This is a genomic window from Comamonas sp. B21-038, from assembly GCF_022387135.1.
Taxonomy (GTDB): domain Bacteria; phylum Pseudomonadota; class Gammaproteobacteria; order Burkholderiales; family Burkholderiaceae_C; genus Comamonas; species Comamonas sediminis.
In genome coordinates this window covers 3,524,509-3,545,531 of the sequence record NZ_CP092462.1, presented here as the reverse complement: position 1 = coordinate 3,545,531, position 21,023 = coordinate 3,524,509, and the positions used below count along the sequence as shown (strand labels likewise).

18 protein-coding genes are annotated in these 21,023 nt (G+C 65.5%); 8 read left to right on the top strand and 10 right to left on the bottom strand.

The annotated features are described in order from the left end of the window. Nucleotides 1-205 precede the first annotated feature (205 nt). From MJ205_RS16315 to MJ205_RS16295, 5 genes are all read left to right on the top strand, one after another. Complete coding sequence (locus MJ205_RS16315; RefSeq protein WP_239809420.1) at nucleotides 206-2,554, top strand: cyanophycin metabolism-associated ABC transporter; 2,349 nt, start codon at nucleotides 206-208, stop codon at nucleotides 2,552-2,554. 23 nt (nucleotides 2,555-2,577) lie between these two features. Then, nucleotides 2,578-3,057 carry a cyanophycin metabolism-associated DUF1854 family protein gene (locus MJ205_RS16310; protein ID WP_239809419.1) on the top strand — a complete coding sequence of 160 codons (480 nt, stop codon included), beginning with the start codon at nucleotides 2,578-2,580 and terminating at the stop codon, nucleotides 3,055-3,057. A 378-nt stretch (nucleotides 3,058-3,435) separates the two neighbouring features. Beyond that, nucleotides 3,436-4,134 carry an epimerase gene (locus tag MJ205_RS16305; RefSeq protein WP_239809418.1) on the top strand — a complete coding sequence of 233 codons (699 nt, stop codon included), beginning with the start codon at nucleotides 3,436-3,438 and terminating at the stop codon, nucleotides 4,132-4,134. 197 nt (nucleotides 4,135-4,331) lie between these two features. Further along, entirely contained in the window at nucleotides 4,332-4,793 is a 462-nt protein-coding gene (locus tag MJ205_RS16300; protein WP_239809417.1) for a hypothetical protein, read from the top strand. Nucleotides 4,794-4,956: 163 nt separating this feature from the next. Continuing rightward, a complete protein-coding gene (locus MJ205_RS16295; protein ID WP_239809416.1) occupies nucleotides 4,957-7,095 on the top strand; it encodes a TonB-dependent receptor domain-containing protein in 2,139 nt (712 codons plus the stop codon). A gap of 95 nt (nucleotides 7,096-7,190) precedes the next feature. Here the strand turns inward: MJ205_RS16295 and MJ205_RS16290 are convergent, their stop codons facing one another. Both MJ205_RS16290 and MJ205_RS16285 read right to left on the bottom strand, forming a co-directional pair. Then, nucleotides 7,191-8,090, bottom strand: coding sequence for a 5'-nucleotidase (locus tag MJ205_RS16290; protein WP_239809415.1), 900 nt, complete (start codon nucleotides 8,088-8,090; stop codon nucleotides 7,191-7,193). 189 nt (nucleotides 8,091-8,279) lie between these two features. Then, on the bottom strand, nucleotides 8,280-9,014 hold the full coding sequence (locus MJ205_RS16285) for a FadR/GntR family transcriptional regulator (RefSeq protein ID WP_239809414.1): 735 nt from the start codon (nucleotides 9,012-9,014) through the stop codon (nucleotides 8,280-8,282). 190 nt (nucleotides 9,015-9,204) lie between these two features. Here MJ205_RS16285 and uxuA point away from each other — a divergent pair, with 190 nt between their 5' ends. Continuing rightward, nucleotides 9,205-10,281, top strand: a complete 1,077-nt coding sequence (gene uxuA, locus MJ205_RS16280) for a mannonate dehydratase (RefSeq protein WP_239809413.1) — start codon at nucleotides 9,205-9,207, stop codon at nucleotides 10,279-10,281. Nucleotides 10,282-10,304: 23 nt separating this feature from the next. After that, nucleotides 10,305-11,333 (top strand): Bug family tripartite tricarboxylate transporter substrate binding protein, encoded by a 1,029-nt coding sequence (locus tag MJ205_RS16275; protein WP_239809412.1) that lies wholly within the window; start codon nucleotides 10,305-10,307, stop codon nucleotides 11,331-11,333. 48 nt (nucleotides 11,334-11,381) lie between these two features. Here the strand turns inward: MJ205_RS16275 and gspF are convergent, their stop codons facing one another. From gspF to gcl, 6 genes are all read right to left on the bottom strand, one after another. Then, complete coding sequence (gspF, locus tag MJ205_RS16270) at nucleotides 11,382-12,599, bottom strand: type II secretion system inner membrane protein GspF (protein WP_230779170.1); 1,218 nt, start codon at nucleotides 12,597-12,599, stop codon at nucleotides 11,382-11,384. 86 nt (nucleotides 12,600-12,685) lie between these two features. After that, entirely contained in the window at nucleotides 12,686-13,336 is a 651-nt protein-coding gene (locus MJ205_RS16265) for a glutathione S-transferase family protein (protein WP_239809411.1), read from the bottom strand. Between the two features lie 134 nt (nucleotides 13,337-13,470). After that, the gene (locus MJ205_RS16260) at nucleotides 13,471-14,169 is read right to left on the bottom strand and encodes a helix-turn-helix transcriptional regulator (protein WP_239809410.1); all 699 of its coding nucleotides are present in this window, start codon (nucleotides 14,167-14,169) and stop codon (nucleotides 13,471-13,473) included. 38 nt (nucleotides 14,170-14,207) lie between these two features. Then, nucleotides 14,208-15,122 (bottom strand): 2-hydroxy-3-oxopropionate reductase, encoded by a 915-nt coding sequence (glxR, locus tag MJ205_RS16255; protein ID WP_239809409.1) that lies wholly within the window; start codon nucleotides 15,120-15,122, stop codon nucleotides 14,208-14,210. A gap of 51 nt (nucleotides 15,123-15,173) precedes the next feature. Continuing rightward, nucleotides 15,174-15,977: a hydroxypyruvate isomerase gene (gene hyi, locus MJ205_RS16250; RefSeq protein ID WP_239809408.1), complete on the bottom strand. Its 804-nt coding sequence runs from the start codon at nucleotides 15,975-15,977 to the stop codon at nucleotides 15,174-15,176. A 32-nt stretch (nucleotides 15,978-16,009) separates the two neighbouring features. Next, a complete protein-coding gene (gcl, locus tag MJ205_RS16245; RefSeq protein WP_239809407.1) occupies nucleotides 16,010-17,800 on the bottom strand; it encodes a glyoxylate carboligase in 1,791 nt (596 codons plus the stop codon). Nucleotides 17,801-18,012: 212 nt separating this feature from the next. Here gcl and MJ205_RS16240 point away from each other — a divergent pair, with 212 nt between their 5' ends. Beyond that, a complete protein-coding gene (locus tag MJ205_RS16240; protein WP_239809406.1) occupies nucleotides 18,013-18,930 on the top strand; it encodes a LysR family transcriptional regulator in 918 nt (305 codons plus the stop codon). A 33-nt stretch (nucleotides 18,931-18,963) separates the two neighbouring features. Here MJ205_RS16240 and MJ205_RS16235 read toward each other — a convergent pair whose 3' ends face one another. Both MJ205_RS16235 and MJ205_RS16230 read right to left on the bottom strand, forming a co-directional pair. Next, nucleotides 18,964-20,298, bottom strand: coding sequence for a glycerate kinase type-2 family protein (locus tag MJ205_RS16235; RefSeq protein ID WP_239809405.1), 1,335 nt, complete (start codon nucleotides 20,296-20,298; stop codon nucleotides 18,964-18,966). 98 nt (nucleotides 20,299-20,396) lie between these two features. Next, nucleotides 20,397-20,966, bottom strand: coding sequence for a hypothetical protein (locus tag MJ205_RS16230; protein ID WP_239809404.1), 570 nt, complete (start codon nucleotides 20,964-20,966; stop codon nucleotides 20,397-20,399). Nucleotides 20,967-21,023: the final 57 nt, after the last annotated feature.

The following is a 21,023-nucleotide window of genomic DNA, read 5'->3' as shown; positions in this document are numbered from 1 at the left end:
ATAAGTAACAATTCCGGGGGGAATCGCCGTAGATGGGAAAGCATTGTGCGCCCAAATGAGGCAGATTAATCGCTGTCAGCCTATCGGCCATGTCAGACGTTAAAGACAGATGACGGCAGGGCGGCCCAGGCCGCCGTTCGCCACAATAATATGCGGTTGTTCACCGGACCACTGCCACCGCCCCGTGCGGAGAGAAAAACGCCATATGCAACATCAACATTCCGCGGACGCGTCAGCATTCTTTGCGGGTCCGCTAGGAACCCAATTGCGAGCCAAGCTCAATACTCTGGAAAACGTGCTTGCCGCCACTCCCGTTGACCTGACCTCCGATTTGCGCTTTGGCAGCGGCCAGGTGGTGCTGACCTCCGAGCGCCTGCTGGCCTTTGATCCTGCTGGCCAGCAGTGGAGTGAGTGGGTACTAGCGCCGGATCTTTCGCTGCGTTTTTTCGACCATGGCGGTGTAGGCAGCCTGGAGTTGCATGACAGCACCCGGCGTTTGGGCCTGTGGCGCATCACACTGAGCCACCAGACGGCAGTGCTGGGGCTGATGCAGCAGTTCGATCGCCAACGTGAGCGCTTGCTGCGCAACGAGGCCTACCAGGTGGTGGAGGACGAGCGCGCGCTCTGCCCGGTCTGTGGCAGCGTGCTGCCCCCGGACAGCGAGGAATGCCCGGCCTGCGCCCGCCAGCAGAATGCACCGACATCCAGCTGGGTGCTGCTGCGGCTGTGGCGCTTTGCCAAACCCTACAAAATGCAATTGTTGTTGGGTTTCGCATTGACCTTGTGCACCACGGCCGCCCAACTGGTCGCGCCGTACCTGACGATTCCGCTGATGGACAAGATCCTGATCCCGTTCCAGAACGGCGAGAAGATCGATGCCGGCCTGGTGCGGTTCTACCTGGGCGCATTGCTGGTCTCGGCGCTGATTGCCTGGCTGCTGGGCTGGGCGCGCACCTTTGTGCTGGCGCGCGTATCGGAGCGCATTGGTGCCAACCTGCGCACGACGACTTACAACCACCTGCTGAAACTCTCGCTCGATTTTTACGGCAGCAAGCGCACCGGTGACCTGATGGCCCGTATCGGCGCAGAAACGGACCGCATCAACCTGTTTCTGTCGCTCAACGCGCTGGATTTTGCGACCGATGTGCTGATGATCGTGATGACCTCGGCCATCCTGTTCTCGATCAACCCCTGGCTCGCGCTGGTCACCTTGGTGCCGCTGCCGTTCATCGCCTGGATGATCCACACGGTGCGCGACAAGCTGCGCACCGGTTTCGAGAAGATCGACCGCGTCTGGTCCGAGGTGACCAATGTCTTGGCAGATACGATTCCCGGTATCCGCGTCGTCAAGGCCTTTGCGCAGGAGCAGCGCGAAGCCGACCGCTTTGCGGCCGCCAACCAGGTCAACCTGGAAGCCAATGACCGGGTCAACAAGACCTGGTCGCTGTTCACCCCCACGGTCACCTTGCTGACCGAAGTGGGTCTGTTGATCGTCTGGGCCTTTGGTATCTACTTGGTCGCGGGCGGCTCGATCACCGTCGGTGTGCTGACCGCGTTCATCGCCTACATCGGCCGCTTCTACACGCGCCTCGATTCGATGAGCCGCATCGTCTCGGTAACGCAAAAGGCGGCCGCCGGCGCCAAGCGCATCTTCGACATCCTCGACCATGTGAGCAACGTGCCTGACCCGGTCAACCCGGTCAAGCTGGGCAAGGTGCAGGGCGCGATCACGATGGAAAACGTCGGTTTCCGCTATGGCAGCCGCACCGTCATCAAGGACCTGAACCTGCAGATCCGCCCCGGCGAGATGATCGGCCTGGTGGGCCACAGCGGCTCGGGCAAGAGCACCCTGGTCAACCTGATCAGCCGTTTCTACGATGTGACCGATGGCTCGATCCAGCTCGATGGCGTCGATGTGCGCCGCATTGCGGTGTCCGACTACCGCCGCAACATCGGCCTGGTGCTGCAGGAACCCTTCCTGTTCTTCGGCACGATTGCCGAGAACATTGCCTACGGCAAGCCCGATGCGACGCGTGAAGAGATTGTTGCTGCTGCCCGCGCTGCCCATGCGCATGAGTTCATCCTGCGCCTGCCCCACGGCTATGACTCGCTGGTGGGCGAGCGCGGCCAGGGCCTGTCCGGCGGTGAACGCCAGCGCATCTCGATTGCGCGCGCTCTGTTGATCGACCCGCGCATCCTGATCCTGGACGAGGCAACCTCGGCCGTCGATACCGAGACCGAAAAGGAAATCCAGCGTGCGCTGGACAACCTGGTGCAAGGCCGCACGACGATTGCGATTGCCCACCGCCTCTCGACGCTGCGCAAGGCCGACCGCCTGGTGGTGATGGACCGCGGCGAGATTGTCGAGGTCGGATCGCACGACGCGCTGATGGCCCAGGAAGGCGCCTACTGGCGGCTGTACATGGCGCAGGCGCGCCGGGCCGAAGAGGATGCCGAAGCCGCTGGCGTGGTCACTGCTCGTGCTGCGGGCGTGACCTATGACATGCAGCCCCTGCCCAAGTCCCATGTGGACGGGTCCGATGACAACCGCTGATCTGCAGCCAGGAAAGCCTTCCCATGACTTCGACTCACACTCCCGCTTCGCTGCCGCTCAGCCGCAATGCCTTTGGCCGCCTGGTATTTTTCAAGGATGGCGCAGCGCACCAGGTCAACCCGGTGCGTGCCTTTCCGCTGTCGGCCCCGCTGCTCGGCATCTCTTTGGTCGGTGAAGACGGCAAGGAAGTGCTGTGGATCGCCGATATGGCGGCCGTGGACCCGGCCGCCCGTGCGCTGCTCGACGAAGACCTGGCCGCGCGGGAGTTCCAACCGCTGATTGAGCGCATTGTCAGCGTCTCGACGTTCTCGGTGCCGAGCATCTGGACTTTGGAAACCGACCGGGGGCCGGTCCAGATGACCCTGAAGGCCGAAGAGGACATCCGCAAGCTGCAGGGCCGCCAGAACCTGCTGATCACCTCGGCCGATGGCGTGCACTACCGCCTGCCCGATACCACCCGGCTGGACAAGGCCTCGCGCAAGCTGCTGGAGCGCTTTCTGTAAGCGACGTGTCCACCATCCACCAGCCAGGGCCCGCGATCGCGGGCCTTGCCGTTATAAGAGCCGTGGTTTGCCGGGGGAGGGCGCAACCGGGGGCAGCATGCCTTGCTGTGCCTTCCCGAGCCGGATGGCGGAGACGGGTGTCATCACTGGCCGCACTCCATCAGCAATAACCCCGCCAAAGCATTTGTCGGCCTGCCGCCACGCGCCTGGGGTCGCGACAATGGCATGTGCTGCCTCCAGTCGTAGCCGGAATACCGCCGGAGGTGGCTAGGGCGCTCCGAGAGCGGGGCAGGCAGAACCGGACGGCACGAGCCTTGCGGGCTGACTGCTCGCTCTCCGGTAGCAGGGTAAACAGATGGACAGTGAAGGAATACGATGATGCGGGTGTTGTTGCTGGGTGCCTCGGGAATGGTGGGCGGCGGGGTATTGCGCGAATGCTTGCTGGCCCCGGATGTCGATCAGGTCGTCTCGGTGGGGCGTTCGGCGCTTCCATCGCAGGACCCCAAGCTGGTGCAGCGGCTGCGGCCTGATTTTGCAGTGGATCCGAGCACGATACCGGACGAGGACCTGACAGCGATAGATGCCTGCTTCTTTTGCCTGGGGGTGTCGTCCTCCGGCATGACCGAGGAGCAGTACACCGCAGTGACCTACCGGCTGACGCTGGCCATCGCGGAGCGCTTGTCCGCGCTGAGCCCCAACGCGACTTTTGTCTACGTCTCAGGGGCTGGCGCCGACAGCAGCGAGCAGGGCTCGGTGATGTGGGCACGCGTGCGCGGTAAAACGGAGAACGCGCTGTTTCGGCTGCCATTCAAGCGGGTGCATGCCATCCGGCCGGGCATCATACAGCCGCTCAACAACGCTGTTTCCAAGACGGGCTCGTACCGCCTCTTCTACCGGCTGTCGGGCCCTTTGCTGACCTTGGGCCGCAGGTGGTTCCCATCGCGTGTGCTGAGCACCGAGATCATCGGTCAGGCCATGCTCCAGATGGCGCGCCACGGCGCAGCCACGCCGGTGTTGGAGGCCCCCGCGATCTACGCCGCCGCGCTTTCCGAGCCGCCCGGTGTGGGCCGCCGATAGCGGCCTCCCGGCTGCAGACCCCGCCTTGCCGCCCATCGCGGCTCGCGTCCCGCCGATGGGCAAAGTGGGGGACATGCAGGGCTGGCGCGCTGGCCGGCCTGCGATTTGCAGGCATAATGCAATTCACTTGCAATAGTCGCGCGCAATTTCCCCGGCTTCCGGGGCGCGCGCCGCTGGTTCGATCCACTGTTTGGCCTGTGTCTCCGCTGCGCTTTTTCCATCCCCTCTCTGTCTCGGCGCATGCGCCGAGGCCGCTGCGTGGCTGGGCGATCGCGCTGCTGATCTGGCTGTGCCTGGCGCAGCTGTCCATGCCGCTGCTGGGCAAGCTGCATGACATCAGCCATCTCTACGCCCGTGCGCTGCAGGCCGCTGTCCTAGCGTCTTCATCAACCACGGTGGGCGAACGCGACAGCAGCGATACCGTCGTCATCCCGGGCCACGGTGTGCATGACCTGTTTGGCAAGCACTCCGAGGCCGATTGCCAGGGCTTCTCGCACATGGCCTTGGGCGCCGGTCTGCTCTGCGAGGGGCTGCATGCGCCGTTGCTGCGGGCGGTGCAGGATGCGGCACCAACGGTGCTGGCCATCTTGCTGCGGCAAAGCCCCGCGCTGTTCTTTGCGCGTGGCCCTCCCTCTCTGACTCCCTCCTTGCTCCAGTGACACGGCCGCTGGCCCTGACCTTCGACGGTGCAGGCTAGCGCAGGCCGGTCTGTCTTGTTTTTCCGCGCAGCTGCCGGGTGTATGGCGCCTGGCCAGTTCAGTCCGCCGTGCGGGGCTGCGCCTGCACATGCTGGGGATGCATGTGCTTTTCGAGGGGTAGATGATGGGTTTCCATGCACAACAGGCGCAGCCGCTGATGGCGCGCGCACCGATTTTGAAACCACAGGCGCGGGACTTGCGCCCGGTCGCAGCCGCGGTGATCGGCCTGCTGCTGAGCAGCGCCGCGCTGGCGCAGAACGCCGAAGACAGCACGCCGGCAACGGCCGCCACCACTGCGACCACCACGTTGCCGGAGGTGACGGTATCGGCCAGCGGCACCAATCGCACCGTGGATGACATGACCACGCCGGTGACGGTGCTGCAAGGCGATGCGCTGGTGCAACAACGCGGGGCCAGCCTGGGCGAGACCCTGGCCAATGAGCCCGGCATCCAGGCCACGCACTTTGGTGCGGGTGCCAGCCGCCCGGTGATTCGCGGCATGGACGGTGCGCGGGTCAAGGTGCTGAACGATGGCGCGGTGATCCAGGACGCCTCGACCATCAGCCCCGACCATGCGGTGGTGAGTGAACCGATGCTGGCCACCCAGATCGAGGTGCTGCGTGGCCCCTCGGCGCTGATCTATGGCGCCGGCGCGATTGGCGGTGTGGTCAATGTGCTGGACAACAAGATCCCTACGAAGGTGCCTGAGAAGGGCTATGAAGGCCAGGTCGAAGTGCGTGCCGGCACGGGCGCCAACGATGCAGCAACGGCGCTGTCGCTGACCGCAGGCTCGGGCCCTTTTGCGTTGCATGTGGAGGGCATGGCCCGCAATGCCGATGACTACCGCGTGGGCAGCGGCTGGGGCCTGGGCAACAAGGTGGACGGCAGCCGTGCGCGCAATGCAGGCGGCAGCGTAGGTCTGTCCTGGATCGGCGACAGCGGCTATGTGGGCCTGGCCTACACCCGCACCCAGGCCCGCTACGGCCTGCCTGGCCACAACCACAGCTTTGAAGGCTGCCACACCCATGGCCTGCAACTGCACTGCGGTGGCCATGACGACCACGACCATGGCGAGGAAGGCCATGACCACGACCACGAGGAAGAGGGCGTGCCGGTGGTGGACATGCACAGCGAGCGCTATGACCTGCGCTCCGAGTGGCGCCAGCCCTTTGCCGGCGTCTCGGCCATCCGCCTGCGCGGTGGCGTGACGCGCTACCACCACGACGAGATCGAGGGCGGCGAGATTTCCACCAGCTTCAAGAACCGCGCGCATGACATGCGTGTCGATGTGCTGCATGAACCGATTGCCGGCTGGACCGGTCTGGTCGGCTTTGAGGCCGCGCAGCGCCGCTTCAGCGCCACCGGTGAAGAAGCCTATGTGCAGCCGACCCGCACGCAAAGCCAGGGCGTCTACCTGCTCGAAGAGCGCCGCTTTGGCGATTTTGGGGTGGAAGCCGCGCTGCGCCACGACTGGCAAAGCGTTTATGCGAACGACGACGGTCTGGTGCGCAAGCACAAGGGCAACTCGGTGTCGCTGGGCGGCAGCTGGCGCTTTATGCCCGGTTACCGCCTGAGCGCCCATGTCACCTCGGCCAGCCGCCTGCCCACCGCCGAGGAGCTGTATGCGAGGGGCCTGCACATGGCCACCTCGACCTATGAGCTGGGCAACCCCGACCTGCGCAAGGAGCGCTCGGGCAATATCGACATTGGCATTGCACGCACCGCGGGCGACACGACCTATTCGGTCAATGTCTACCGCAACCGGGTGAACAACTACATCTACGGCCGCACCGTCGATGAACATGACGGCCTGCAGCTGCTGCAGTATGCGCAGCAGACCGCCACCTTCACCGGTCTGGAAGGCCAGATCCAGCACCGCATCGATGCGAACTGGACGGTAGGCGCCACCGGTGACCTGGTGCATGCCAAGCTGGAAGACGGCAGCAAGATCCCGCGCCTGGCCCCTGCCCGCGTCGGCTTGCGCGTGGCCGGCAAATGGGCCAACTGGCGCAGCGAGGCGCAGTGGCAGCTGGTCAAGCGCCAGAACAAGGTGGCGGACTATGAATCCGAGACCCCGGGCTACGGCATGCTGAACTGGCGCGTGAGCTACCACCAGACCTCCAGCGATGGCACGCCATGGCAGATCTACCTGAAGCTGGACAACCTGACCAACAAGCTGGCCTACGTGCACACCTCGTTCATCAAGAACGCGGCGCCGCTGCAGGGCCGTGCGGTCTCGCTGGGTTTTATCAAGCAGTTCTAAGCAGCAGGCTGTAGAAGCCTGAGCGCCAAAGCCGCTGTCTCCACCAGGAGCCAGCGGCTTTTTCACGCCTGGGTGGGGCGCAGTGGCGCATGAGTTCAGAGGTTGGAGATGCCGCTGCTCACATGCCCGGCCGGCACATGGGCCGCTGCGCTGGACACATGGCCGGTCTGGTCGTCAAAGAAGAAATCGGGCTCGAACTCGCGCAGGAACTCGCCCTTGGCCAGGCCGCCGAGGAACATGGTTTCATCGACACCGATGTTCCAGTCCATCAGGGTGCGGATAGCGCGCTCATGCGCAGGCGCGCTGCGGGCGGTGACCAGTGCAGTGCGGATGCGCATCTGGCTTTGCACATCCTGCTGCAGCCGGTGCAGCGCGGCCAGCAGCGGTTTGAAGGGGCCATCGGGTAGCGGCCGGGTGGCATGTTCGATCTCATGGCGCTGGAAGGCATCCAGCCCCTGGGCCTGGAAGACGCGCTCGGCCTCATCGGAGAACAGCACGGCATCGCCATCGAAGGCAATGCGCACTTCATCGGGGTGGCTGTCCTGCGCCTGGGCCGATTCGGTCAGTACCCGCGCGGCCGGAAAGCCCAGCTGCAGCGCCTGCTGCACATCGGTGGCATTGGCCGACAGGAACAAATGCGCGCCCAGCGGCTTGAGGTAGCGGAAAGGGTCGCGCCCCTGGGTGAACACCCCGCGCTGGATCGAATGCAGCCCATGGGCCTTGCAGCTGCGGAACACCCGCATGCCGCTCACCGGGTCATTGCGCGACAGCAGCACCACCTCAACCTTTTGCACCGTGCCGCTGTTGAAGGCCAGCAGCTTGCGCACCAAGGAGAAGGCCACGCCCGGCGGCGCCGGAATATCCAGCCGCTGCAGCTGCAGCCGGGCATAGGCCTGGTCCTTGTCCTGCTCGAAAACCCGGTTTTCTTCTTCAAAGTTGAACAGCGCCCGCGACGAGATCGCGACCACCAGCTTGTTGTCGAGAGTGGCAGCCATGGCCGTCCTTGTTGCTGAACTGGGGCCAATATAGCGCAGTCTTCCCAATCAACAGAGGTACTTTCTCCAGGGGCTAATACGGCCCAGCCAACCAAAGGTTGGCGGTTGAGACGAGGCGTGAAGCCGCAGGCAGTACTGAAAGTACGACAAGGCTTCGCAACGACGTATCAAGGGCTGTATTAGTCCCTCTCAATACCAGGCTTGGGAGAATTGGGAGATGACCCTTCCCAGATGCTGCTGCATCGCCTGTCGCGCCTGCTCGGGCTGGCGCTCGGCAATCGCGGCAAAGATGGCCTGGTGGTCCTTGAGGCTGGCCTCGCGCAGCTGCTCGGAGTGGAAATGCTGCTCGATCTTGTCCCAGCGCGGGTCCTGGCGGGCGTTGTCCCACATCGCTTCCACCATGTGCTGCAGCACGCGGTTGCCGGTGGCCTCGGCAATGGCGAGGTGAAAACGCCGGTCGGCCGCGTCGTAGGCGTCTTTGTCGGCCAGTTGCAGGCGCATGGTGGCGAGGGCGTCGAGCATGCGGTCCAGGTCGGCATCGCGCCGTTCGCTGGCAGCGGCGGCGGCAATCTCGGCCTCGACCAGCACGCGGGCACGCAGGGTTTCCAGCGGGCCGGGGCCGGTGGGCACATCAAAGGCGGGCAGGCGGCTGGGGCCGCTGGCACCCGGGGGTTGCAGGTAGATGCCCGATCCCAGGCGCACCTCGACGAGGCCTTGCACCTCCAGCGCAATGATGGCCTCGCGCACGGCAGTGCGGCTGACGCCGAACATGTCGGCCAGGGTGCGCTCCGACGGCAGGCGCTGGTCGGCTGCCGCGCTGCCTGCGGCGGTTTCTTCGAGGATTTTTCTGGCGAGGTCCTGGTAGGACCTGACACCGGTGGTGCGGCTGTCATCGTCAACCGGAGGGACCAGCTTGTGGGGCATCTTGCGCGTATTCCGTATTCCATTCATCGGCCGGTCCGCCAAAACCGGAAGGGCCAGCAGCAGTGTAAGCCGCCGTCTGGCCCCAAAGCGGCAAATACCGGACATAGTGGTAAACCATCAATTTAAATGGTCTAGCCAGTTTGTAGAATTGGTCTAACCAGATTTTTTGATTGCAGGAAAAGGTGCATCCATGAAGATGTCGTTTCGTTGGTTTGGCAGCTCGGACCCGGTGTCCCTGGCCTATATCCGCCAGATCCCCGGGGTCACCCATATCGTCTCGGCGATCTATGACGAGCCGGTGGGCGCCGTCTGGCCGCTGGCCAAGATCGAGGCGCTCAAGCAGCAGATCGAAGGCGCCGGCCTGGCTTTTGAACTGGTGGAATCGGTGCCGGTGCACGAGGACATCAAGCTCGGCCGCGACAGCCGCGACCAGCTGATCGCCAACTACCAGCAAACCCTGCGCCATCTGGCCGCCGCCGGTGTGCAGGTCGTCTGCTACAACTTCATGCCGGTGTTTGACTGGACGCGCACCGAGCTGGCCAAGCAATTGCCCGATGGCTCCACCTGCCTGGCCTTTGACAGCCGCATGGCCGACAGCATCGATGCGGAAAAAGGCATCTCGCTGCCCGGCTGGGACAGCAGCTACCGCAGCGATGAGCTGCAAGGCCTGCTGCAGGCCTACCGCCAGGTCGATGCCGAGCAGCTCTGGCAGAACCTGGCCTATTTTCTGCAGGCGGTCATCCCGGTGGCCGAGGAGTGCGGCATCAAGATGGCGATCCACCCCGATGACCCGCCGCGCCCGATCTTTGGCCTGCCACGCATCGTGAAGAACCGCGACGACCTGGCCCGTATCGTCAACCTGATCGACAGCCCCGCCAATGGCCTGACCCTGTGCTCGGGCTCGCTGGGCGCCGGCCCGCAGAACAATGTCGAGGCGCTGGTGCGCGAGTTTGGCGGCCGCGGCCGTATCCACTTTGCGCATATCCGCAATGTCAAGGTCTCGCCCGACGGCGATTTCGAAGAGACCGCCCACCTCTCGACCTGCGGCTCGCTCGATATCGCGGCCATCGTCAAGGCCTACCACGATGTGGGCTTTGAAGGCTATGTGCGCCCGGACCACGGCCGCATGATCTGGGGCGAAACCGGCAAGCCCGGCTATGGCCTCTACGACCGGGCACTGGGCGCCGTCTACATCAACGGCCTGTGGGAAGCGGTGGACAAGTTCTCACCCGTGCAGCAAGACAGCGCAGCGACTGCTGCAGTCTGATTTCAAACCAAGGAGACATAACAATGAAGACCAAGACCAAGACCACACCGCACGCGATGCTGCGCCGCAAGATCACCCAGGGTCTGACCCTGGGCCTGGCGCTGGGTGCCGGCTGGGCCAGCGCGCCAGCGCTGGCGCAAGGTGCCTATCCGACCAAACCGGTCACGTTGATGGTGGGCTTTCCACCGGGGGGGCAGACCGATTTTGCTGCCCGTGTGATCAGCAACAGCCTCGCGGCCAACCTGGGCCAGGGCGTGGTCATCGAGAACAAGGCCGGCGTCAACGGCAACCTGGGCTCGGCCGACATCATGCGCTCGGCGCCCGATGGTTACCGCATGCTGGTGGGCAACGGCTCGATGACCGTGACCCCGCATGTCTTCCCGACCTTGGGCATTGTCGATCCGACCAAGTTTGTGCCGGTCGGTATTCTGCTGCAGTCGCCGCTGGTGCTGGTGGTGCCGGCTGCATCGCCGGTGAAGGACTTTGCGCAGTTTGCCGCCCTCGTCAAGGAGCGCGCCAAGGCCGGCAAGGGTGTGGACTATGGCACCCCCGGTGCCGGCTCGCTGGTGCATGTGACCACCGAGCTGATGCGCGAGCGCCTGGGCAGCCCGGCGATGAACCATGTGCCCTACAAGGGCAGCGGCCCGGCGGTGATCGATCTGATGGCCGGCCGTATCGAGGCCATGTTCGATGCCACCTCGGTGTTTGATCCCTATATCAAGTCCGGCAAGGTGCGCGCCATCATGGTGACCAGCAGCAGCCGCGTGGCCTCGCTGCCCGATGTGCCAACCCCCGCCGAAGTGGGCCTGAAGGATTTCGAGATCATCTCGTTCATCGGCATGTATGGCCCGCCCGGCACCCGCCCCGAGGTGGTGCAAAAGCTCAATGCCGCCATCAACACGGTGCTGAAGGAGCCGGCTGTGATCCGCAGCTTTCAGGAACGTGGTGACCAGCCGGGCGGCGGCACGCCTGAGCAGCTGGATGCGATGACGCGCGCGCAGTACAAGCTCTGGGGCGAGGTGGTCAAGGCCAACAAGATCCACGCGGAGTAAAGGCTGAGCCAGACCAGGCGCGCCGCACGGCGCCCTGGCCTGCAGCGTTCAACGCACAAACTGGTTGAGTTGGATGATGGGCATCAGCACCGCCATCACGATGATGCCGACCACGATGCCCATGCCGACGATCAGCAGCGGCTCCAGGATGGTGGCCAGGCGCATTGCGCGGCGCTTCACATCGCCGGCCAGCTGGTTGGCCACACGCTGCAGCATTTGCGGCAGCTCGCCGGTCTGCTCGCCCAGGCGGGCAAACATCGACAGCAGCGCCGGGTAGCGCTTTTTCTGGGCCAGGGCCGAGGCGAGCGGTGCGCCTTCGCGCACCATGTCCAGCGCATCGATGGCATCCTGGCGCATGGCCTGGTTGGAGACGGTTTGCGCAGCGGCCTGCAGCGCCTTCAATATGGGCACACCGGCATTGCTGAGCATCGCCAGGGTGGAGGCAAAACGGGCGGCGTTGTAGTTGCGCGAGAGCTTGCCGATGACCGGCAGCTGCAGCCAGCCGGCATCAAAGCGCTGGCGAAAGGCCGGCTGGCGCAGCGACAGGCGCAGCATCACGGTGCCGACAATGGCCAGGCCCGCGCCCAGCCACCACCAGTGGCGGATCAGGTCGCTGAAGCCCAGCATGATGCGGGTCAGCAGCGGCAGCGCATGCTTGGTGCCCGAGAACACCTCGGCCACCTGGGGCACCACATAGCTCATCAGCACCATCACCACGACAAACGCAAAGCAGGTGACGATGGCCGGGTAGAGCGAGGCACCGATGAGGCTGTTCTTGAGCTGGTCGCGCTCTTCCAGATCATCGGCCAGCCGCGACAGCACCTGGTCCAGGTGGCCGCTGTGCTCGCCCGCATCGATCACGGCGCGGTAGATCTGCGAAAAATCACGAGGATAGAGGGCCAGCGACTTGGCAAAAGTGGAGCCGCCATTGACTTCGGCGCGCAGGCTGGCGACCAGCTGGCGCTGGGGCTCGCTGTCGATCTCTTCGATCAGGGCAGTCAGCGCGCGCTCCAGCGGCAGGCCGGAGCTGATGAGGCCGGCGAGCTGGCGCGTCCAGACTGCCAGGCTCGTGGCATTGAAGACCGCGCGCCGGCTGCGCACCGTGCTGGCACCGCTGTCGTCGACATCGCCCAGCGGCTCGACCGCCAGCGGCACCATGGCCTGGGCACGCAGCAGGCTGCGTGCCGCCTTGGCGCTGTCGGCTTCGATCATGCCCTTGCGGGTCTGGCCCTGGGCGTCTAGAACTTCGTACGAAAAAGCGGGCATGGACTGGTGGATATAACAAGGTGGCGCCACGGCCACCCCGGGCTATTGTGCCTGATCCACATGGCATGCCGATGGCAGCGGCCCGATCAGGCAGCCGCTGCGCCGGGCATCTGCACGGGGCCATCGAGCGCATCGGCACGCTGGGCAGCCGGGCGCTGCAGCAGCGGCAGCGCGTAGTCCTGGAAGGCGGGCAAGCTTGGCAAGGTGCCTTCCTGCATGCTCCAGCCGATGTAGCTGGCCAGGTACAGATCGGCCGCGGTGAAGTGGTCGCCACAGGCATAGCGCTTGCCGGTCACCGCCAGCTGCAGGCTGCGCAGCACATCGTCAAACCGGCCATAGCCGGCCGACAGCGCCTGGCGCTCGGTCTGGTTCTGCAGCCAACCCTCCGCCTTGGCAGTGGACACGGCCTCGACCGGTCCGGCGACAAAGAACAGCCAGCGGTAGTAGCTGCCGCGCTCGGGGCTGTCCAGCGCCGGTGCCAGCTTTTTTTCGGGGTAGAAGTCGGCCAGGTAGGCCAGGATCGCGCCGGTCTCGCTCACCACCGTGTTGCCATGCTGCAGCGCCGGCACCTTGCCCATAGGGTTGAGTGCCAGGTAATCGGGCGCCTTCATCGTGCCGCCAAACTCCAGACGCACCGGTTCATAGACGGCGCCGCACTCTTCCAGCATCCAGCGCACGATACGGGCGCGGGACTGGGGGTGGCAGAAAAAGCGCAGCGGGGCGTTGTGGGGGGTCATGTCTTGGTCCTTTCAGGGCTTGGCAAGATCGCCATGCCCTGCAGGTTAGACAGGGGTGCTGACAGAAACTGTCAGCAGCTGACATGGGGCGCAGGTCCGTGCCGGGCACCTGTTTCCGATCCGGGCGCAGGCGCTCAGGACCAGCCTTCCAACGTATAGCCCGTCTCCGCCAACCACCGCTGGATGAGGCGGTGCCGGCTTTGCGGGTAGCGCTCCTGCAGCTCCTGCATCGCATGCACCCGGTCGGCCCGAAAATGGCGAAAGCCCTGGCGCAGCTCGCACCAGGCAGAGACCACCCGGCTGCGGTCGAAATAGGCCATGGCAAACGGCCAGACCAGGCGCTCGGTCAGGCAGCCGTGCTGGTCCTCGTAGTGCAGCACCACCTTGTGCTCGGCACGGATCGCGCGGCGCAGCGCGGTCTGCCAGGGCTCGGGCTGGAGGGTGGGCTGCATGTTGGGCACCATCAGGCCGCTGGTATCGACTGCGATGCGCAGCTCCAGCGGCAAGGCGCTGCGGATGCGGTCCATCGCGGCGCTGGCGGCATTGGCCAGTTGCGGGTCGGCCTGCAGGCTGGCCCAGCGCGCGCCCAGCAGCAAGGCTTCGAGCTCATCGGCATTGAACATCAGCGGCGGCAGCAAAAAGCCGGGCCGCATCTCAAAGCCAATGCCCGGATCGCCCTCAATGGCCGCGCCTTGCTCGCGCAGGCTGGCGATATCGCGGTAGAGGGTGCGCAGGCTCACCTCGAGGGTCTGGGCCAGCGCCGGGCCGGTTTGGGGCTGGCGGGCGCGGCGCAACAGATCGAGCAGGCGGAGCAGGCGGGCAGGGCGGGACATCGCGCAAGCATAGCCGGTCTGCCGGGCCTGCGGCTGGCTCAGCCCGGCGCTTTTTGCCCGATCTCGAAATTGGCCTGGATCTCCAGCGCACGCACCAGGCCGGAATGGTCCCAGCCCGCACCGCCATGGGCCACGCAGCTGTTGAACAGCTCCTGCGCCTGGGCGGTATTGGGCAGTGACACGCCGAGCTGGCGTGCGCTGGACAGCGCCAGGTTCAGGTCCTTTTGGTGCAGCGCGATGCGAAAGCCCGGATCAAACGTGCGCTGGATCATGCGCTCGGCATGCACTTCCAGAATCTTGGACGATGCAAAGCCGCCCAGCAGCGCCTGTCGCACCCGGGCCGGATCGGCACCGGCACGCGATGCAAACAGCAGCGCCTCGGCCACCGCCTCGATGTTCAGCGCCACGATGATCTGGTTGGCCACCTTGGCGGTCTGGCCGTCGCCATGGCCTCCTACCAGGGTGATGTTCTTGCCCAGGGTCTCGAACAGCGGCTTGACCCGCTCGAAGGCTGCCTCCGGCCCGCCGACCATGATGGACAGGGTGGCATTCCTGGCCCCGACCTCGCCGCCCGATACTGGCGCATCCAGGTACTGCGCGCCCAGTGCCGTGATGCGCTTGGCAAAGTCCTTGGTCGCTACCGGCGAGATGGACGACATATCGACCACAATCTTGCCGCTGCTGCCCTTGAGGCCGGCGGCCAGGCCATCAGCCGCAAACAGCACTTGCTCGACGTCGGGCGTGTCGGGCACCATCACAAAGACGATGTCGGCCCGCTCGGCCACACCGCGCACCGATGTGCATTGGGTGGCGCTGCTCTCGGCGATGGCGGCGGGCACCTTGCCGCGCGTGTTGATGAACAGCTGGTGGCCGGCGGCGATCAGGTGGCTGCACATGGGCGCGCCCATGATGCCCAGGCCGATGAAGCCCAGTTTGAGTGGCGTTGCATGCATGCGGAAATCTCCTTGGTTTTTATCGATGTGTGGGTGTCGGTCCCGGGGCGGTCAAGCAGTGGCCGCCGCGCGCTTCTGGCCCGCCACGGTCTGCAGCCAGTGCAGGCCCGCCTCGGTGCTTTGCGCGGGCTTGTATTCGCAACCCACCCAGCCGCTGTAGCCGATGCGGTCCAGGTGTGCGAACAGGAAGGGGTAGTGGATCTCGCCGGTGCCCGGCTCGTGGCGGCCCGGGTTGTCGGCCAGCTGCACATGGCCGATGCGGGCCAGGTGTTTTTGCAAGGTGGCAGCCAGCTCGCCTTCGCTGCGCTGGGCATGGTAGATGTCGTACTGCACAAAGGCATTGGCGGCGCCTACTTCGTCCAAAATGGCCAGCGCCTGGTCCGTACGGCCGAGGTAAAAGCCGGGAATGTCGAAGGCATTGATGGGCTCGACCAGCAGGCGCAGGTTGGCCATCTTCAGCGCCGCTGCGGCAAAGCGCAGGTTGTCGACCAGGGTGCGGCGCAGGGTGGCGGCATCCACACCGGCGGGCGCCTTGCCGGCCAGGCAGTTGAGCTGGGGCACGCCCAGCGCATGGGCATAGGTGACGGCCTTGGCAACGCCGGCGCGGAATTCATCCACCCGCCGGGGATCGCAGGCAATGCCGCGCTCGCCGGCCTCCCAATCGCCCGCAGGCAGGTTGTGCAACACAATCTGCAGGCCCGTCGCATCGAGCCGCTGCTGGATCTCATCGACGCTATGGGCATAGGGAAACAGAAACTCCACGGCCTCAAAGCCGGCCTGGGCGGCGCGCTCGAAGCGGTCGAGAAAGGGCACTTCGGTAAACAGCATGCTGAGGTTGGCAGCAAAACGGGGCATGGCAAAACTCCGGTTAAAAAACGAGGGGCTCTTCAATCCAGCATCGCGAGGGCGCTGGGGACATCGGCCTTGCCGGTGGCCAGGCCTTCGAACTCGACGACGTTGTCGATCTCGGTGCCCATCGCGATATTGGTCACCCGCTCCAGAATGCATTCGATGACGACCGGCGTGCGGTGCTCGGCCATCCAGGCCTCGGCCTGCTCCATTGCGGGCGCAAAGTCTTCGGGGCGGTGCACGCGGATGGCCTTGCAGCCCAGGCCTTCGACGACCTTGATGTGGTCCACGCCATAGCCGCGCGCGGCCTCGCCGGCGTCCATGTTGATGTTGTCAAAGGCGAGCTGCACGCAGTAGTCGATGCTGAAGGCGCGTTGCGCCTGGCGGATCAGTCCCAGGTAGCTGTTGTTGACCAGCACATGGATGTAGGGCAGCTTGAACTGCGCGCCCACGGCCAGCTCCTCGATCATGAACTGGAAGTCGTAGTCGCCCGACAGCGCGACGATCTTGCGCTGCGGATCGGCCACACGCACGCCCAGCGCGGCCGGCGTGGTCCAGCCCAAGGGACCGGCCTGGCCGCAGTTGATCCAGTGGCGCGGCTTGTAGACATGCAGAAACTGCGCCCCGGCAATCTGCGACAGGCCGATGGTGGAGACATAGGTGGTGTCGCGGTCCAGGGTCTGGTTCATGCACTGGTAGACGCGCTGGGGTTTCATCGGCACGTTGTCGAAGTGGGTCTTGCGCAGGTAGTCGATGCTGTTCTTGCGGCCCTGGCAGTCGGCCACCCAGGCGCTGCGGTCGCGCAGCCTGCCGGCGGCCTTCCAGTCCTTGGCGACAGCAACGAACTGCTCCAGCGCGGCTTTGGCGTCCGAGACGATGCCGAAGTCAGGCGCAAACACGCGGCCGATCTGGGTAGGCTCGATATCGACATGGATGAACTTGCGGCCCTTGGTATAGACATCGACCGAGCCGGTATGGCGGTTGGCCCAGCGGTTGCCGATGCCCAGCACAAAATCCGAGGCCAGCATGCTGGCGTTGCCATAGCGGTGGCTGGTCTGCAGGCCGCACATGCCGGCCATCAACGGGTGGTCGTCGGGGATGCTGCCCCAGCCCATCAACGTGGGAACCACCGGCAGATCGAGGGTCTCCGCCAGTTCCACCAGCAGGTCTGCGGCATCGGCATTGATGACGCCGCCGCCGCTGACGATCAACGGGCGCTCGGCGGCATTGAGCATCGCGATGGCCTTCTCTGCCTGCTTGCGCGTGGCGGCGGGCTTGTAGACGGGCAGGGGCTCGTAGGTGTCGATGTCGAACTCGATCTCGGCCAGTTGCACATCGATGGGCAGGTCAATCAGCACCGGGCCGGGGCGGCCGGATCGCATCAGGTGGAAGGCCTGCTGGAAGGCGCCGGGCACCTGGGCGGGCTCCAGCACGGTGGCCGCCCACTTGGTCACGGTCTTGGCGATGGAGGCAATGTCCACGGCCTGGAAGTCTTCCTTGTGCAACCGGGCGCGCGGCGCCTGGCCGGTAATGCACAGGATCGGGATCGAATCGGCGCTGGCCGAGTACAGCCCGGTGATCATGTCGGTGCCGGCCGGCCCGCTGGTGCCGATGCAGACGCCGATATGGCCTGCCACAGCGCGGGTATAACCCTCGGCCATGTGGCTGGCACCTTCGACATGGCGGGCGAGGATATGGCCGATGCCGCCATGCTCCTTCATCGCCGCGTACAGCGGGTTGATGGCAGCGCCGGGAACGCCGAATGTGACGCTCACACCTTCTTTTTCCAGCACGCGGACGGCGGCTTCGATCGCTTTCATTTTGGCCATGGGGTCTCCTTTACAGCTGGGATCGACTGTAGGGAAGGAGGGCGTTTGCCGGAAGGCGCAGGCGGACCATAAAATTTATTCCAGCCAGGAATGGACGGCGGTGCGCTGCATGCCGCATCATCGGGCGCAGAGGTGCTATGAACCTGTTCAAAAAAGCGCCCCGCATGTGACATGCGGCCTGCCAGGCCGCAGCTATCCCAGGAGACACAACCATGGACCGACTCGATGCCATGCACATGTTTGTGCGCGTGGTGGAAACGGGCAGCTTCACCAAGGTGGCGCAGGAGTTTTCATCGACCCAGCCCACGGTGACCAAGCAGGTCGCAGCGATGGAGGCGCGGCTCAAAGTGCGCCTGCTCAACCGCAATACGCGCGGTGTGAGCCTGACCGAAGCGGGCGCGCTGTACTACGAGAAATGCAAGCGCATCGTCAGCGATGTGGCCGATGCCGACAATGTGGTGCAGGTGCGGCAGACGCAGGTGCAGGGCCAGCTGCGCATTGGCAGCTCGGTGGCGTTTGGGCGGCGCGTGCTGATTCCGCTGGCGATGGAGTTCATGCAACACAACCCGCAGGTGCAGGTGGACCTGAGCTTTGAAGACCGCTACACCGACCTGGTGGCCCAGGGCATCGATGTGGCGCTGCGCCTGGGCAAGCTGGCCGATTCATCGCTGGGCGCGCGCATGCTGGGGGTCAATCCCTGGGTGCTGGTGGCCTCGCCCGCCTACCTTCGCAAGCACGGCACGCCCCGAAAGCCGTCGGAACTGAAAGAGCATTCGGCGCTGATCTACAGCAGCGTGCAGGGCAATGATGTCTGGCGCCTGCGCAATGCCAGTGGCGAGTCCGTCTCCGTGCCGGTCACCGGGCGGCTGCGCTCCAACAACCTCTCGGCCTTGCTGGCTGCGGCGCGCTCGCACATGGGCGTCGCCGCGCTGCCGCGCTATGTGGCGCATGAATCGCTAAAGGCGGGCCGCGTGGTCGAGGTGCTCAAGACCTGCCGCCTGCCGGAGCAGGAGATCCACGCGGTCTACCCCTCGCCGCGCCTGGTGCCGCAAAAGGTGCAGTCCTTTATCGCGTTCCTGCAGGGCAGCTTTGATGCCGCCTGGTGGGAAAACCTGCCCCAAGGCGGCTAGGCGCGGAGCGTCTGCCCAGCCTGGCAGCCCGGATCACAGAATCAGAATGGCGCGGAAATCGTTGACGTTGGTGTGCGTCGGCCCGGTCACCACCAGGTCGCCCAGCGCTTCGAAAAAGCCATAGGCATCGTTGCGGTCCAGGTGGTCGCTCAGGCGCAACTGCAGCGCCGCAGCGCGCTGCAATGTGTCGGGCGCCACGCGCGCGCCGGCATTGTCCTCCACACCATCGATACCATCGGTATCGGCCGCCAGCGCCCAGACACCGCCCTGGCCTTGCAAGGCCTGCGCCAGGCCCATGCAGAATTCGCCCGCGCGCCCACCGCGCCCCTTGGCCGCGCCGGGCTGGCGCGGTCGGATGGTGACCGTGGTCTCGCCGCCCGAGAGGATGACGCAAGGTTTGGCAAAGGGGCTGCCGTGGCGGGCCACGGCGCGTGCCAGCGCTGCATGCATCTTGCCGATCTCGCGCGATTCGCCCTCGATTTCATCGGACAGCACATGGGCGGCGATACCGGCGGCAACGGCGGCTTCGGCTGCCGCATCCAGCGATTGCTGGGGCGTGGCGATCAAATGCACCTCGTGGCTGGCAAAGCGTGGATCGCCGGGCTTGGGGGTTTCCAGCGCGCCATCTTCCAGCGCGGCGCGCAGACTGTCGGGCAACGGGATCTGGTAGCGGTTCAGAATGGCCAGCGCCTCGGCGCAGGCCGAGGCATCGGACACCGTGGGGCCGCTGGCGATGACCGAGGGGTCGTCGCCAGGCACATCGCTGATGGTCAGGGTCACCACCTTCGCGGGGTAGCAGGCAGCGGCCAGGCGCCCGCCCTTGATGCGCGAGAGGTGCTTGCGCACGCAGTTCATCTCGCCAATGGCGGCACCGCTCTCCAGCAGCGCCTGGTTGATGCGCTGCTTGTCCTGCAAGTCCATGCCGTCGGCGGGCAGGGTCAACAGCGCCGAGCCACCGCCCGAGACCAGGCAGAGCACCAGGTCATCGGCGGTCAAGCCTTGGGCCAGCGCCAGGATGCGTTCAGCCGCGGCCAGGCCGGCGGCATCGGGTACCGGATGCGCGGCTTCGACCACCTCCAGGCGCTGGGCCAGCCCTGGAGGGCGGGGCGGAATATGCCCGTAGCGGGTGACGACCAGGCCCGACAGTGGTGCATCCTGGGGCCACAGGGCCTCGAGCGCCTGCGCCATCGAGCCGCCCGCCTTGCCGGCGCCCAGCACCACGGTGCGGCCTTTGGGCGGTGGCGGCAGGTATTGCGCCATGCTGTGCAGCGGTTGGGCGCGCTGCACCGCGCGCTGGTACAGGTCCAGAAGAAACTGCTGGGGATCGCGCCGGGGATCGGCCAGCGCTGGGGATGGGGTGTGGCTCATGCGGTAGGTCTCCGCTGGCCATTATGAAAGCAGGCGGCGCGCGCCGGTGGAATAGACGTTATTCCTGGCCACGCGCTGTACAGCCGCGATGGCCGCCATCAGCCCGGTGGCGTGCGGTTGCCCCAGTCGGTGTAGAACACGCCCGCCGTGTCCTTGCGGATGTAGACATAGGCCGGGCCGGCATGGGTGTCGCCGTGGGCATGGGCCTTGTCCGGAATGCGCCAGTAGTAGACGGTGCCGTCCAGCTCGGCAAAGTGGCCGATGTACTGCAAATCCTCAGCCAGCACCGGGTCGGCGCTGGCCAGCGACTGGCCCAGTTCCATGCGCACATAGCGCGGCACGGAGCGCTCCTGGGCCTCCGTCAACCCGGTGCTGCCCAGCCAGGGGGCGTTTTCCTGCACGTCGGCCTCGGTCTGCAATTGCTCTTGCTTGGTACGGTATTCGCGGCGGAACTCGGGCGTTTGCATGTGCGCCGCCAGCGCGGGGTCTTCGTTGCCGGCGCTGGTTGGGGGCTGGGCGGCCGCTGCAGGCAGGGCCATGGCCGGCGCAGCCTCCTGTGCCTGGGGCGTGGGTGGCGGTGGATCGTCGGGGGGCTGCTGCAGGCAGCCGGCCAGCAGAGTGCAGGCCGTCAGTGCCACTGGCAGGGTGGTTCTAGAGGGAGCAGACATGGCGCAAGCATAGCCTGGGTGAGGCGGGAGCGGCGCCGCTTTTGCTGAAAAAAGGGC